This window comes from Streptomyces sp. B93 (genome assembly GCF_018070565.1).
Lineage (GTDB): Bacteria > Actinomycetota > Actinomycetes > Streptomycetales > Streptomycetaceae > Streptomyces.
In genome coordinates this window covers 1-13,244 of record NZ_JAGPXL010000016.1, presented here as the reverse complement: position 1 = coordinate 13,244, position 13,244 = coordinate 1, and the positions used below count along the sequence as shown (strand labels likewise).

The 13,244-nt window shown below is 69.4% G+C and carries 13 protein-coding genes; 5 read left to right on the top strand and 8 right to left on the bottom strand.

What is annotated here, in order from left to right; all coding sequences use genetic code 11:
- Positions 1-93: 93 nt before the first annotated feature.
- Entirely contained in the window at positions 94-1,857 is a 1,764-nt protein-coding gene (aspS, locus tag KBY47_RS17645; protein ID WP_210922106.1) for an aspartate--tRNA ligase, read from the top strand.
- A gap of 297 nt (positions 1,858-2,154) precedes the next feature.
- On the opposite strand, the gene KBY47_RS17640 is transcribed toward aspS, so the two are convergent.
- The 3 genes from KBY47_RS17640 to KBY47_RS17630 form a co-directional block, all read right to left on the bottom strand.
- Positions 2,155-2,571 carry a PIN domain-containing protein gene (locus KBY47_RS17640; protein ID WP_210922105.1) on the bottom strand — a complete coding sequence of 139 codons (417 nt, stop codon included), beginning with the start codon at positions 2,569-2,571 and terminating at the stop codon, positions 2,155-2,157.
- Between the two features lie 2 nt (positions 2,572-2,573).
- The gene (locus tag KBY47_RS17635) at positions 2,574-2,822 is read right to left on the bottom strand and encodes a type II toxin-antitoxin system VapB family antitoxin (RefSeq protein WP_210922104.1); all 249 of its coding nucleotides are present in this window, start codon (positions 2,820-2,822) and stop codon (positions 2,574-2,576) included.
- A gap of 77 nt (positions 2,823-2,899) precedes the next feature.
- Positions 2,900-3,814, bottom strand: coding sequence for a helix-turn-helix domain-containing protein (locus KBY47_RS17630; protein ID WP_210922103.1), 915 nt, complete (start codon positions 3,812-3,814; stop codon positions 2,900-2,902).
- Between the two features lie 377 nt (positions 3,815-4,191).
- On the opposite strand from KBY47_RS17630, the gene KBY47_RS17625 reads away from it, so the two are divergent.
- Both KBY47_RS17625 and KBY47_RS17620 read left to right on the top strand, forming a co-directional pair.
- Positions 4,192-5,067 carry a helix-turn-helix transcriptional regulator gene (locus KBY47_RS17625; RefSeq protein ID WP_210922102.1) on the top strand — a complete coding sequence of 292 codons (876 nt, stop codon included), beginning with the start codon at positions 4,192-4,194 and terminating at the stop codon, positions 5,065-5,067.
- Complete coding sequence (locus tag KBY47_RS17620) at positions 5,064-5,276, top strand: DUF397 domain-containing protein (RefSeq protein WP_210922101.1); 213 nt, start codon at positions 5,064-5,066, stop codon at positions 5,274-5,276. Before KBY47_RS17625 ends, KBY47_RS17620 begins: the two co-directional genes overlap by 4 nt.
- A 23-nt stretch (positions 5,277-5,299) precedes the next feature.
- On the opposite strand, the gene KBY47_RS17615 is transcribed toward KBY47_RS17620, so the two are convergent.
- The 4 genes from KBY47_RS17615 to KBY47_RS17600 all read right to left on the bottom strand — a co-directional run bounded on the left by KBY47_RS17615 (position 5,300) and on the right by KBY47_RS17600 (position 9,708).
- Positions 5,300-5,665, bottom strand: coding sequence for a PH domain-containing protein (locus KBY47_RS17615; protein ID WP_210922100.1), 366 nt, complete (start codon positions 5,663-5,665; stop codon positions 5,300-5,302).
- Positions 5,666-5,740: 75 nt separating this feature from the next.
- Entirely contained in the window at positions 5,741-6,010 is a 270-nt protein-coding gene (locus KBY47_RS17610; protein ID WP_210922099.1) for a hypothetical protein, read from the bottom strand.
- A gap of 126 nt (positions 6,011-6,136) precedes the next feature.
- Complete coding sequence (gene metG, locus KBY47_RS17605) at positions 6,137-7,852, bottom strand: methionine--tRNA ligase (protein WP_210922098.1); 1,716 nt, start codon at positions 7,850-7,852, stop codon at positions 6,137-6,139.
- 158 nt (positions 7,853-8,010) lie between these two features.
- On the bottom strand, positions 8,011-9,708 hold the full coding sequence (locus tag KBY47_RS17600) for a VWA domain-containing protein (RefSeq protein WP_308405190.1): 1,698 nt from the start codon (positions 9,706-9,708) through the stop codon (positions 8,011-8,013).
- A 19-nt stretch (positions 9,709-9,727) separates the two neighbouring features.
- Between KBY47_RS17600 and KBY47_RS37230 the strand changes: the two genes are divergently transcribed.
- Together KBY47_RS37230 and KBY47_RS17595 are read left to right on the top strand one after the other, a co-directional pair.
- On the top strand, positions 9,728-9,943 hold the full coding sequence (locus KBY47_RS37230) for a hypothetical protein (RefSeq protein WP_308405189.1): 216 nt from the start codon (positions 9,728-9,730) through the stop codon (positions 9,941-9,943).
- A 234-nt stretch (positions 9,944-10,177) separates the two neighbouring features.
- A complete protein-coding gene (locus KBY47_RS17595; protein WP_210922096.1) occupies positions 10,178-12,274 on the top strand; it encodes a PhoX family phosphatase in 2,097 nt (698 codons plus the stop codon).
- Positions 12,275-12,311: 37 nt separating this feature from the next.
- Here the strand turns inward: KBY47_RS17595 and KBY47_RS17590 are convergent, their stop codons facing one another.
- Complete coding sequence (locus KBY47_RS17590) at positions 12,312-13,241, bottom strand: endonuclease/exonuclease/phosphatase family protein (protein WP_247694866.1); 930 nt, start codon at positions 13,239-13,241, stop codon at positions 12,312-12,314.
- Positions 13,242-13,244 lie beyond the last annotated feature (3 nt).

Below are 13,244 nucleotides of genomic sequence, written 5' to 3'. Positions count from 1 at the left end.
TTATGGATGAGAGTTGATCTTGGGCTGCCCGGTACCCTTGGGGTTGTTTCACGTGAAACACGGCCCCGATCCGCGAAGACTGGATGAACGACGATGCATCGGTACAGGTCCCACACCTGCGGGCAGCTCCGCGCCTCTGACGTCGGCACCGACGTCCGGCTGAGTGGCTGGCTGCACAATCGGCGCGACCTGGGCGGCATCCTCTTCATCGATCTGCGCGACCACTACGGCATCACGCAGCTCGTCGCTCGTCCCGGCACCGCCGCCTACGAAGCCCTGGACAAGCTCTCCAAGGAGTCCACGGTCCGCGTCGACGGCCAGGTCGTCTCCCGGGGCACCGAGAACATCAACCCCGAGCTGCCGACCGGTGAGATCGAGGTCGAGGTCGGCGAGGTCGAGCTGCTCGGCGCCGCCGCCCCGCTGCCCTTCACCATCAACACCGAGGACGGGGTCAACGAGGAGCGGCGCCTCGAGTACCGCTTCCTGGACCTGCGCCGCGAGCGTATGCACCGCAACATCATGCTGCGTACGGCGGTGATCTCGGCGATCCGTCACAAGATGACCGCGCTGGGCTTCAACGAGATGGCGACGCCGATCCTGTCGGCCACCTCCCCCGAGGGCGCCCGCGACTTCGTCGTCCCCTCCCGCCTGAACCCGGGCAAGTTCTACGCCCTCCCCCAGGCGCCCCAGCAGTTCAAGCAGCTCCTGATGATCTCCGGCTTCGACCGGTACTTCCAGATCGCGCCCTGCTTCCGCGACGAGGACGCCCGCGCCGACCGCTCGCCGGGCGAGTTCTACCAGCTCGACGTCGAGATGAGCTTCGTCGAGCAGGAGGACGTCTTCCAGCCCATCGAGCAGCTCATGACCGAGCTGTTCGAGGAGTTCGGCAACGGCCGCCACGTGACGTCCCCGTTCCCGCGCATCCCCTTCCGCGAGGCGATGCTGAAGTACGGCTCCGACAAGCCCGACCTGCGGGCCCAGCTGGAGCTGGTCGACATCACCGACATCTTCGAGGGCTCCGAGTTCAAGGCCTTCGCGGGCAAGCACGTGCGCGCCCTGCCGGTGCCGGACGTCTCCGGCCAGCCCCGCAAGTTCTTCGACCAGCTCGGTGAGTACGCCGTCTCGCTGGGCGCGAAGGGCCTGGCCTGGGTGCGCGTCGGCGAGGACGGGGCGCTGTCCGGCCCGATCGCGAAGTTCCTCACCGAGGAGAACGTCGCCGAGCTGACCAAGCGGCTCTCCCTCGCCCCCGGGCACGCCGTGTTCTTCGGCGCGGGCGAGTTCGACGAGGTGTCGAAGATCATGGGCGGCGTGCGGGTGGAGGCCGCGAAGCGCGCGGGCCACTTCGAGTCGGACGTCTTCCGCTTCTGCTGGATCGTCGACTTCCCGATGTACGAGAAGGACGAGGAGACCGGCAAGATCGACTTCTCGCACAACCCCTTCTCGATGCCGCAGGGCGGCCTGGAGGCCCTTCAGACCCAGGACCCGCTGGACATCCTCGGCTGGCAGTACGACATCGTCTGCAACGGCGTCGAGCTGTCCTCCGGCGCGATCCGGAACCACGAGCCCGAGATCATGCTCAAGGCGTTCGAGATCGCGGGCTACGACCGGGAGACCGTCGAGGAGCAGTTCGCGGGCATGCTGCGCGCCTTCCGCTTCGGCGCCCCGCCGCACGGCGGCATCGCCCCCGGCGTCGACCGTATCGTCATGCTGCTCGCCGACGAGCCCAACATCCGCGAGACCATCGCCTTCCCGCTCAACGGCAACGCCCAGGACCTGATGATGGGCGCCCCCACGGAACTGGACGAGGCCCGCCTGAAGGAACTGCACCTGTCGGTGCGCAAGCCGCAGCCGAAGTAGTGCTCGCCTGAGCGAAGGGCCCGGAACCGTGATCGGTTCCGGGCCCTTTTCAGGTTCCACAGCTAGCCACAGCCCGCCCTCATGCGACAGAACATCGGCAGGGCGTGATCCGGCCCTTCACGCACGGCGCATGACGTAACGGCTGGGAGGTGACGGTCAGGGGCGATCTGGAGCCGCAGGGGACGAGCGTGCGGATGCGGGGAGTGACGGAGTTCGTGCTGCGGCCGGAGTAGCGGACCCGGCCAGGCGGTTCCCTCTTCCGATGCTCCAGGTGAGGCCGCCCCCGTGGTCCGGCGGTCATCCCACCGCTGCGAACACGTTTCGTTCCACTACATCGGTGAGCACGAGCGCTGCGGCCCGGAAGTCGTGGTCGTCGTGCAGGACGACGAGGCCGTGGTGAGCGGCCGTGGCACAGACCAGCCAGTCCACCGGCGACAGGCCCTGATGCTGTCCCCGCTGGGCGAGCCGGTACTGGGCCGCCTCGATCCAACGCCAGGCGGCCTTGGGGACCAGGACGTCCGGGTACAGGTCGGCGAACATCTCCGTCATGTGGTCGAACTCGTCGAGGCTGCGCGCCGACTGCAAGAACTCCGTCCGTTGTGCGGCGCACGACCCGATGGCGCCTTCGTCGATCTCATGTGCCCAGAGGTCGTTGAGCTTCCGATCGCGCTGAAGTCGCCAGACGGCGGTGGAGTCGGCAAGGTAGCGGATCACGGTCAGGCGATGTCCTTGTCCGCGTGGTTGTCGCTTGGAGAACTCTTCTCCGCCGCGTGCCGAGCCCAGAACCCGGCCTCGTCCCACTGCTGGGCCCGTTCCAGGTGACGCATGCGGGCCTCGGTACGCCGACGACGCTCGGCATACTCCCGAAGAGCCAGGTTGACCATCTCCTTCTTCGTCTTCGCGTTGGACAGCCTCATCGCCTCCGCGAGGGCGTCGTCATCGATGTCGATCTGAGTGGCGGACATGGGGCACCTCCCTAGCATGTGCTTCATACAAAGCTACCCCACACTTCATACGAAACGCAGGCGTCAGCCGCCGATTCTCAACGTGGCAGGCCTTTGGTGGAGATAGTCCGGTCGGCGATCTCGGCGGGCTCCGGCAGATCGGAGTGGCAGTCGCGGCAGCGGCCGGGCTCGGGTGCGCGGAAGGCGCGGTCGCAGCCGTCGCAGGTCTGGAGGGGGTGTCTGGGCGCCGGGGGCGGCGGGGCTGGGGGACGGAACGGGGGGAGGGGTGGGAGCTGGGCGGTCAGTCGGTGGGCCAGGAAGGCGGCCGGGCGGATCAGGGGTTCCAGCGGGAGGTTCTCGGTCAGGGCTTGGCGTACGGCGGTGGGGGTGACGTCGCGTTCGAGCCAGGCGGCGACGGCCGGGGCGAGGTGTTCGGCGTCCGTGGCGGAGAGGAGGAGGCGAGGGTCGTGGCGGCGGAGTCCGGCGAGGACGTCGACGGCTGTCCGGAGGAGGGCGGGGGCGGCGAACGAGGGCTGGGGTACGGCGGGGAGGCGCCGCTTGCGGGGCGGGGGTTTGTCCTGGGCGGCCGGGCGTCGGGCGGGCCTGCTGGTGGTGTCGGGCGCGGTGGTGCGGTGGCCGGGCCTGTTGCTGGAGACCGTGCGGGTGACGATCCGGCCGGTCGGGGCCCGTAAGCGGGTACGACGCAGGTAGCCGTGGGATTCGAGTTCTCGCAGGGCCGCGGCGATGCGGGTGGGGCCCTCCGGGAAGCGGGCGGCGAGGGTTTTGATGTCGATCGCCGTGCCCGGCCGCACCGACTGGATGTAGCAGCCCAGCCCGATCGCCAGCAGCGACAGCTCCTTGTGCTGGGTGAGGTCGTTGCCGATCACCGTGAAGTTCTCGGTGAGGCGGACGTTGTCGTGGATCACGCCGGAGCTCGGGCGCGCGTGGGGGTGGTTTTTGCCCGGGATACGGGACTGGGCGCGCGAGGGCGCGCTAGGGTTTTCGGAGTCCATCGGGAAGCCCTACTTCCTCGGTGGTCAGGCCCTCGCACTGGGATTGCCGTCCCTGCGGGGGCCGTCGCATGTCTGGGGGGTTGTGGCCTGCTGCGGTGAGCGTAAGGCAGGCAACCGGTCCCGAATCCAGCCGAGTTGGGCATATTCACTCGCGCGAGTGAGTTTGCCCGGCGGGAGGGAGGGGTGGGGCTTGGTGGGGGTGCTTTCTCCTCAGTGGGTGGTTCACAGGGAGCGCAGGTCAGACCGGGGTATGGGCCCTCAGGCTCCGGTGGCCCGTCGACCACGTAGAGGTGAGTTCCCGCATTACGTCACTCAGCGTGTCCGGGACTCCTTACCGTGAGGAGCGACGTTGCGGTACGACGGAGGGCGACACGGACATGTTGGTGGACACGGAGGCGGTGCGGCTCAGGACGGAGGCGGATGAGCCGGGGTGGGAGGTTGATCCGGACGACGAGTGGGGAGTCGCCGTCATCGCCACCGTGGGGCGGCAGTTGAAGCTGCGGCGGGAGGCGGTGGGGATGCGGGCCGCCGAGTTCGGGAAGCGGCTCGGGTACGGCGAGGACATGGTGTACAAGATCGAGGGAGGGAAGCGGATTCCCAGGCCCGAGTATCTGGAGGACGCCGACAGGGTGCTGGGGGCGGGTGGGCTGCTCGCCGCGATGAAGGAGGACGTGGAGAAGGTTCGGTATCCGAGGAAAGTGCGGGATCTGGCGGACATGGAGGCGAAGGCCGTCGAGATGGGGGTGTACGTCGGGCTCAGCATCCATGGCCTGTTGCAGACTCCGGAACATGCGCGAGCCTTGTTCGAGGTGTCTCAGTCTTCCTACTCGGAGCCGGAACTGGAACGTCTGGTGGCCGCTCGCATGGGACGCAAGTCGATCTTCGAGCGCTCCCCGCGGCCCGCGCTCAGTTTCGTCCAAGAGGAGGTGACACTGCGCCGAAGGGTCGGAGGCACAATGGTGTGGCGTCAGCAGCTTGAACACCTGCTCGAAGTCGCGCAGTTGCGTAACGTCACCCTCCAGGTGATGCCGACGGACTCTGGGGCTCACCCTGGGCTGAGTGGCAAGATCGAGGTGCTGAAGTTCGAGGACGGTACGGCGACGGGCCGCTCCGACGGTGCGTACAACGGCCGTCCGACCTCTGACCCGAAACAGCTCCGCATCCTTGAGCTGCGGTACAGCACCATTCGGGCCCAGGCTCTCACCCCACGGGAGTCGCTGACCTTCGTCGAACAACTGCTGGGAGAAACATGATCCGCGTGATTGCCGCCGGGGACGCCTCCGAACTGGTGTGGTTCAAGAGCAGTTACAGCGATGGCCCGGAGGGCGACTCCTGCGTCGAAATAGCCACCACCCCCGGCATCGTCCACGTCCGTGACTCCAAGTACCGCGGCGCCAGCCCCCGTCTCGCGCTGGCGCCGGAAACCTGGTCGGACTTCGTGGCGTACGCGTCGGGGAGCTGACGCCTCCACCGCCCCGCTGGTGGCTACCGCGCGACGAACTGCGTCAGTATCGCCTGCACCTCGTAGATGTCGACGCCCTTGGTGAAGGTCTTCTGGATCGGCGTCGCGGAGCCCGAGAGCCAGATCTTCAGTTCGGCGTCGAGATCGAAGGTGCCCGCCGTCTCCACGGCGAAGTGCGTGATGCTGCGGTACGGGATGGAGTGGTACTCCGTCTTCTTGCCGGTGATGCCCTGCTTGTCGACCAGGATCAGCCGCCGGTCGGTGAACAGGATGGTGTCGCGGATCAGCAGATACGCGGCGTGCACCTGCTCGCCCTGGCCCAGCAGACGGGCGTACTCCTGCTGGGCCTGCGCCGGGTCGATGGCGTGGGCGTTGCCGAAGAGTGCCATGGGTGGTCCCCCCACTTGGTTCGATGGCCTCACAGGATCATGGCCGGTGGAGGGATGTGTCCAGGGCCGGGTGGGTCAGACTTCGTCGTCGGTGAAGATCGCTTCGGCGGTGGGGGCGACTACGGCTTCCAGGAGCCAGCGGTCGAGGGTTTCGAGGTCGTCGCAGTGGGTGATGCGCTCCTGGACCTCTTCCGAGACCTCGATGCCGCGCTTCGCCAGGACCTTCAGGATGTCCAGCGCGGCGCGTTCGGCGCGGCCTTCTTCGCGGCCTTCTTCGCGGCCTGCCTCTCGGCCTGCTTCGCGGAGTTCCTGGGAGAGGGGCGACTTGTAGAAGGAAAGGTCCACGGCCACTAGGTTCCTCCACAGTTCTGCGGCGGGGCTGGTGCCCAGGCGGACCGACCCGGAAAAGTGATGCCGGGGCGGCTGTGGGCCCCAGGTTGCCGTGGTGGCGGAGGTCTGGGGCCCGCTTTGTTACGCCTCTTCGCCGCCGAAGCGGTCCTTGTACGCTGCCAGGTCGTCTTCCGTGAGCTTGGCGAAGAGGACCGGGGGGACCGTGAAGGGGGTGCCTGCGGGGAGCTTGGTCAAGGACTTCGCCTCGGGCTGGGTGGCCCAGGTCGCGGTGTCGTTGGGGAGGGTGAAGACCTGGCGCATGGCTGCCGCCGTGGTCGGGATGAACGGTTCCGAGACGATCGCGTAGAGGTGGATCAGGTTCATCGCCGTGCGGAGGGTGAGGGCGGCGCCCTCCTTGTTCGTCTTGATCTCCAGCCAGGGGGCCTTCTCCTCCAGGTAGGAGTTGCCCGCGGACCACAGCGCGCGCAGGGCGGCTGCCGCCTTGCGGAACTGGAGGGCGTCCATCTGCTGCTCGTACTCCGTGAGGAGGCGGGCGATCTCCTCGCCCAGCTTCTCCTCCGCCTCACCGGGCTCCGCGCCCGCCGGGACCTCCTCGCCGAAGCGCTTCTTGGAGAAGGACAGGACGCGGTTGACGAAGTTGCCGAGGGTGTCGGCGAGGTCCTTGTTCACCGTGGCCGTGAAGTGCTCCCAGGTGAAGGACGAGTCGTCCGACTCCGGGGCGTTCGCCATCATGAAGTAGCGCCAGTAGTCGGCGGGGAGCACTTCGAGGGCGTCGTGGGTGAAGACGCCCCGGCGCTGCGAGGTGGAGAACTTGCCGCCGTAGTAGTTCAGCCAGTTGAAGGCCTTGATGACGTCGACCTTCTTCCACGGGGCGCGGGTGCCCAGCAGGGTCGCCGGGAACATGACGCTGTGGAAGGGGACGTTGTCCTTGCCCATGAACTGCGTGTAGTGGACGTCCGAGTCCGACTTCCACCACCACGAACGCCAGTCGCGGTGCTCCGGGTCCTGGTCCGCCCACTCCTTCGTCGCGCCGATGTACTCGATCGGGGCGTCGAACCACACGTAGAAGACCTTGCCCTCGGCGGCGAGGTCCGGCCAGGTGTCGGCCGGGACCGGGACGCCCCAGTCGAGGTCACGGGTGATCGCGCGGTCGTGCAGGCCCTCCGTGAGCCACTTGCGGGCGATCGAGGACGCCAGCACCGGCCAGTTGTCGGCGCGCTCGTCGACCCAGCTCTCGACCTCGCCCGCGAGCGCGGACTGGAGGAGGAACAGGTGCTTGGTCTCGCGGACCTCCAGGTCGCTGCTGCCGCTGATCGCCGAGCGGGGCTCGATGAGGTCGGTGGGGTCGAGCACCCGGGTGCAATTCTCGCACTGGTCGCCGCGGGCCTTGTCGTAGCCGCAGTGGGGGCAGGTGCCGATGATGTAGCGGTCCGGGAGGAAGCGGCCGTCGGTGATCGAGTAGACCTGGCGGATCGCCCGCTCCTCGATGAAGCCGTTCGCCTTCAGCTCCCGCGCGATCTCCTGGGTGATCTCGTGGTTCTGGGGGGAGCTGGAGCGGCCGAAGTAGTCGAAGGCGAGGCTGAAGCCGTCGTAGATCGCCTTCTGGGCGTCGTGCGCCTGCGCGCAGAAGTCCGCTACGGGCAGGCCCTGCTCCTTCGCGGCGAGTTCCGCGGGGGTGCCGTGCTCGTCGGTGGCGCAGATGTAGAGGACGTCGTGGCCGCGCTGGCGGAGGTAGCGGGAGTACACGTCCGCCGGGAGCATGGACCCCACCATGTTGCCCAGGTGCTTGATCCCGTTGATGTACGGAAGGGCGCTGGTGATGAGGTGTCGAGCCATCGCGGCTGCTCCCAGGTCGGTCGTTTTGTGAACCTTGAAATCGTAGCCGACACGGGGCGGCCGCCCGCTTCCCGTTTTGAGGGGTGGGAAGGGGCGGCCGGGGTGGTCTCGGTGATCTTCTGCTGTGGTCTTCTGCCCTGGTCTTCTGCCGTGGTGTTTTACGGGCGCCAGTTGGCGAGGACGCCCTCGTAGAGTTCCGCGTCCGTGAGTTCCTTCGGGGTCGGGCCCGCGTGGAAGAACGACGTGTTGCCGGTCTTCAGCTTGCGGAGGTAGTCGAAGGCCTTGTTGTCGTGCTCGCCGAAGGCGACGAAGGCGAAGTGGATGTCGGGGTGCTTCTTCGCCGCGTCCGTGAGGGACTGGGTGGCGGGGGTCTTGGCGTCGGGGGCGCCGTCCGTCTGGAAGATGACCAGGGCGGGGGCGTCCGTGCCGGACTTCTCGTAGTGGGCCACGACCTCTTCCACGGCGGCGTGGTAGCTGGTACGGCCCATGCGGCCGAGGGACGCGTGGAGGGTGTCGATCTTGTCCTCGTGGTCGGTGAGGGTCAGCTCGCCGGTGCCGTCGAGTTCCGTGGAGAAGAAGACGACGTGGACGGTGGCGTTCGCCGGGCCCGCGGGGTCGAGGTGGGCGGCGAGGGCGAGGGTCTGCTCGGCGAGGGCCTGGGCGGAGCCGTCCTTGTAGTACGGGCGCATGGAGGCGGAGCGGTCGAGGACGAGGTAGGTCTTGGCGGGGGTGGTGGTGAGGTTGTGGGTGGTGAGGGTGGTGGCGGCGGTGGTGTAGGCGGTGCGGAGGGTTGGGGGGACGGGAGGCTCGGCCTCGGCCTCGGCTTCGCCTTCGGCCTCGGTGGGGTTCCCACCCGCACCACCCGTGCGGCTCTCGTTGTCGGGGGCGGGTGGCCCCTGGGGGGCGGACTCGCCGTCGGCGGCTGCGGGCTCGGGAGTGGGGTCGGTCGCGGGTTCGGGGTCGGGTTCCGGCTCGGGCTTGTGCTCCGCCTCTGCCTGCGGCTCCGTGACCGCCTCGGCCTTCGGCTCCGTGACCGCCTCCGTCTTCGCCTCCGGCGCGGCGACCGTCTCCGCCTTGGCCGCTGCCCCGGTCTGCGCGTCTGCCTCGGGGGCGGTCTCTGCGACCTCCGCCTTTGAATCGGCGGTCGCCTCGGGCTGCGGTTCGGAATCGGGCTCGGCCTTGGCCTCCGCCTCGGGCTCCGCAACGGCTTCCGCCGGCGCCGCGTCCTCGGCTGCGGGCTTCTCCTCGGCAGAGGGCTTCTCCTCTGCGGCCGGGGACTCCTTCGGCTGCGCCTCCTCGGCCTGCGGCGCCTCCGCCACCGGCTCAGCCTCGGTGACGGGCTCATCCGTGGTGACCGGCTCCGCCTCGGCGACCCTTTCCGCCTTGGTGACCGGCTCGTCCGTGGTGACCGGCTTCTCCTCGGTGGGCGCTTCCTCCGTCGCCGTCGGCTTGTCGGCCGCGGCCGGTTCGTCGGCTGCCGCCGGTTCCTCCGCGACCGTCTCCCGCTTCTCCGGCTCCGTGAGCTGGTCAGCCTTCGCGGTGGGCTCCGCCGGCGCCGCCTCCTCCCGCGCTGCGGGCTCCTGCGCCTCTGCGGTCTCTGCGGTCTTCGGGCTGTCCGCCGTCTCCGCTGCCGGCGTCCCGGTGGGTTCCGCAACCTCGGCAGCCTCAGCGGTCTCCGAGGCGTCCTGGACGTTCTGGGCGTCCGAGGTCTCCTTGGCGTCCGAGGTCTCCGCAACCCCCCGGCCCCGCTCCGCCCCGTCCGTCGACTCCCGTGCCGCCGGGACCGTCGGCTTCTGGACCGTGACGTTGTCGAAGGCGGCGGAGACGAGGTCGTCGACGACCGAGGGGGAGGGCACCGGGGAAGGAGAGGGGATCTTGGGGGGTGACGGCTCCGTCGTAGTCGATGCCGATGCCGATGCCGATGCCGATGCCGAGGTCGGCGTCGGCTCCGACGTCGGTGTGGGCTCCTGCGCGGAGGGCTCCGGCGTCGGCGTTGCCGTCTCGGTGTCGCGGGTCTTGCGTGAGCGGCTGAATGCGTTCCGCAAGAGAGTGAGAATGCCCATGGTGCGCAACCCTTCGCATGAGTTGTAGCCCGTCGATCCCTGGCCAGGACGGACACGTAAGGTTAGCGGCCCCGTGCGGTGATCTTGGGAAGGGGCGGGGCGGCCGCGGGGCCGCTCGTCAAGAGGGGTCCCGGCCGTTCGGGCAACGGCGTGACGGATGCCCGGGGTTCACCGGTCGTTCACCCCGGCGCCCCGCTCCCGCACAAACGTGCTCCTAGCGTCCGTCGAGCTGGATCCAAAGGGGAAGCTAGGGGAGAACCAAGTGCGCATGCAGCTGCCCATCATCAGAACCTCGTCGTCGTCATCGTCGTCCGAAGCCCATCCTGGTGGGCGGTCCGCCCTCACCTGCCGGTACCGCTGTGGTGACGCCTGTTTCCACGAGGTGCCGAACACCTCCGCGAACCCGTACGTCGGTGATGTCATCGCCGGTGCCCTCAGCCGCCGTTCCGTGATGCGCGCCGCCGCCGTGGTCACCGCGACCGCCGCCGCCGGTGCCGCCGTCTCCGTGGCCGCCGCGCCGGAGGCCCAGGCCGCCCCGGCCGCGGGGAAGAAGCCCGGCAAGCCCGGCAAGCCCGGCAAGGGTGCTCGCGGGCTGCGGTTCACCCCCGTCGCCCCCAACACCGCCGACGCCGTCACCGTCCCCGACGGCTACGGGCAGAACGTGGTCATCCGCTGGGGCGAGCCCATCCTGCGGGGCGCCCCCGCCTTCGACGCGGAGAAGCAGACGGCGAAGGCGCAGGCCGGGCAGTTCGGGTACAACTGCGACTTCCTCGCTCTGATGCCCCTCCCCGGTGAGCGCGGGCGGCAGCTGCTCGTCGCCAACCACGAGTACACCGACGAAGTGCTCATGTTCCGTGGGTACGACGCCGCCAACCCGACCCGTGAGCAGGTCGAGATCGCCTGGGCCGCGCACGGCCTCTCCGTCGTCGTGGTCGAGGAGGACCGCCGTACCGGCAAGCTGACCGCCGTACCGCGGCACTCGCTCAACCGGCGGGTCACCGCCACCACCGAGTTCCGGCTCACCGGCCCCGCCGCCGGTTCCGACCTGCTGAAGACGTCCGCCGACCCGACCGGCACCAAGGTCCTCGGCACCCTCAACGACTGCGCGGGCGGCACCACCCCGTGGGGCACCACCCTGCACGGCGAGGAGAACTTCAACCAGTACTTCGCCAACAGCAGCGGGACCACCGGCGCCCGCTACGGGCTGCCCACTGGGGCCAGCGAGCGCAAGTGGGAGCGTTTCGACAAGCGGTTCGACCTGGCCCAGGAGCCCAACGAGGTGCACCGGCACGGCTATGTCGTCGAGCTGGACCCGTACGACCCCGACTCCACCCCGCGCAAGCACACCGCGCTCGGCCGCTTCAAGCACGAGGGTGCGACCGTGCGGCTCACCGACGACGGCCGTCCCGTCGTCTACTCCGGTGACGACGAGCGCTTCGACTACTTCTACAAGTTCGTCGGCAGCAAGCGGATGAAGAAGGGCCAGTCGCGGGCCGCGCGTGAGCACAATCTCTCGCTGCTCGACGAAGGGACGCTGTACGTCGCCAAGCTCACCGGTGACTCCCCTGCCATCGAGATCGACGGCACTGGGAAGCTCCCGTCCGACGGGGAGTTCGACGGCAGCGGCGAGTGGATTCCGCTGGCCACCGCCACCGCCAAGGGTGCCGTCTCGCACGTCGAGGGCATGACCGCGGAGGAGGTGTTCGTCTTCACGCGCCTCGCCGGTGACAAGGTCGGTGCCACGAAGATGGACCGCCCCGAGGACGTCGAGCCCAACCCGCACACCGGCAAGGTGTACGTCGCCCTCACCAACAACTCCCGCCGCGGCACCTCCGGCAACCCGGGCGTCGACGAGGCCAACCCGCGCATCGGCAACAAGCACGGGCAGGTCCTGGAGCTGACCGAGCGCTGGAACCGCGCCGACAGCACCAGGTTCGCCTGGAGCCTGTTCCTGGTCGCCGGTGACCCGTCCGACCCGGCCACCTACTTCGCCGGGTTCCCCAAGGACCAGGTCAGCCCGATCTCCTGCCCGGACAACGTCGCCTTCGACCCGTACGGGAACCTGTGGATCTCCACCGACGGCAACCAGCTCGGCTCCCACGACGGTCTCTTCGGTGTGGCCACGCGCGGTGAGCGGCGCGGTGAGCTGAAGCAGTTCCTGACGGTGCCGAAGGGCGCCGAGACCTGTGGCCCGATCATCCAGGACCGGCGGGTGCTGGTCGCCGTGCAGCACCCGGGTGAGCTGGACGGCGCCTCCGCCGAGAATCCGCTGAGCGCCTGGCCCGACGGCCCCGGCAAGGTCAACCGCCCGGCCGTGGTGGCCGTGTGGCGCGCCGACGGCTGCGACATCGGGGCCTGAGCCCCGGCAGTCGACCGAAGAGCGCGGGCCGTCCCGGTCAGGGGCGGTCCGCGCCGTCGTTCCCGCGGTGCAGGGTCACGTCCACCAGCAGCGCGCGGTGGTCCGTGCGGGCCAGGTCCAGGAAGCGGGTGTCGCGCACCGAGAAGTCCCGGGAGACCAGGACGTGGTCGATCTGCACCCCGAAGCGGGGCGCGGTGCGGGCGGGCCAGGTGGGGGTGCGGTCGGCGCCGGTCAGCCGGGCGGCGTCGTACAGGCCGGTGTCGAGGACGCGGCGGAAGGCCGCGTGGTCCTGGGAGGCGTTGAAGTCCCCGGCGACGATCAGCGGGGTACCCCGGTGGTCGGCGGCGAAGTCGCGCAGGGCGGCCAGGTCGCGCCGCCAGAGGTCGAGGTCGCCGGGGACCGGCGGCATCGGGTGCGCGAGCTGGAGCCGTACGGCCCTCCCGCGCACCTCGGCGACGGCACCGGGCATGCCCAGGTCACCGGGGACGGGGTCGGTGCCCCGCAGCGGAAAGCGGCTGAGGATGACCGCGCCGTCGGAGCCGTAGCCCGCGACGGCCTGCCGGTGGGGGTAGTCGGCGTCGAGGTCCGTGGTCAGCCGCGCGGCGCAGGACTCCTCGCACTCCGGTACGAACACCACGTCCGGCCGGTGCTGCCGTACCGCGTCCACCAGGGCCCCCGTGCCCCGCCCGTACTGCACGTTCGCGGTGAGCACCCGGAAGGACGCCACCGGCGTACCGCCCGGCGAGAGGCTCTTGCCGTACGGCTCGATGAACCACGCCAGCACTCCGAGGACGACGACCCCCCACACCAGCCCGGCCCACCACCGCGCGACCAGCGCGAGCAGCAGCCCGGCGCCCACCGGCACCAGCAGCCACGGCAGGAAGGACAGCAGCTGTGCCACGGGTGTGATCGCGTCGGTGCCGGCCGCCCGGCAGCCGACGACCACGCTCACCCCGGCGAACAGCAGCCC

What these genes read in the sequence shown, in the direction of transcription:
- aspS (WP_210922106.1), top strand. Translation starts at nt 94, where the DNA reads ATGCATCGGTACAGGTCCCACACCTGCGGGCAGCTCCGCGCCTCTGAC.
- KBY47_RS17635 (WP_210922104.1), bottom strand. Translation starts at nt 2,822, where the DNA reads ATGTCCGCCACTCAGATCGACATCGATGACGACGCCCTCGCGGAGGCG.
- KBY47_RS17630 (WP_210922103.1), bottom strand. Translation starts at nt 3,814, where the DNA reads ATGGACTCCGAAAACCCTAGCGCGCCCTCGCGCGCCCAGTCCCGTATC.
- KBY47_RS17620 (WP_210922101.1), top strand. Translation starts at nt 5,064, where the DNA reads ATGATCCGCGTGATTGCCGCCGGGGACGCCTCCGAACTGGTGTGGTTC.
- KBY47_RS17615 (WP_210922100.1), bottom strand. Translation starts at nt 5,665, where the DNA reads ATGGCACTCTTCGGCAACGCCCACGCCATCGACCCGGCGCAGGCCCAG.
- metG (WP_210922098.1), bottom strand. Translation starts at nt 7,852, where the DNA reads ATGGCTCGACACCTCATCACCAGCGCCCTTCCGTACATCAACGGGATC.
- KBY47_RS17625 (WP_210922102.1), top strand. Translation starts at nt 4,192, where the DNA reads ATGTTGGTGGACACGGAGGCGGTGCGGCTCAGGACGGAGGCGGATGAG.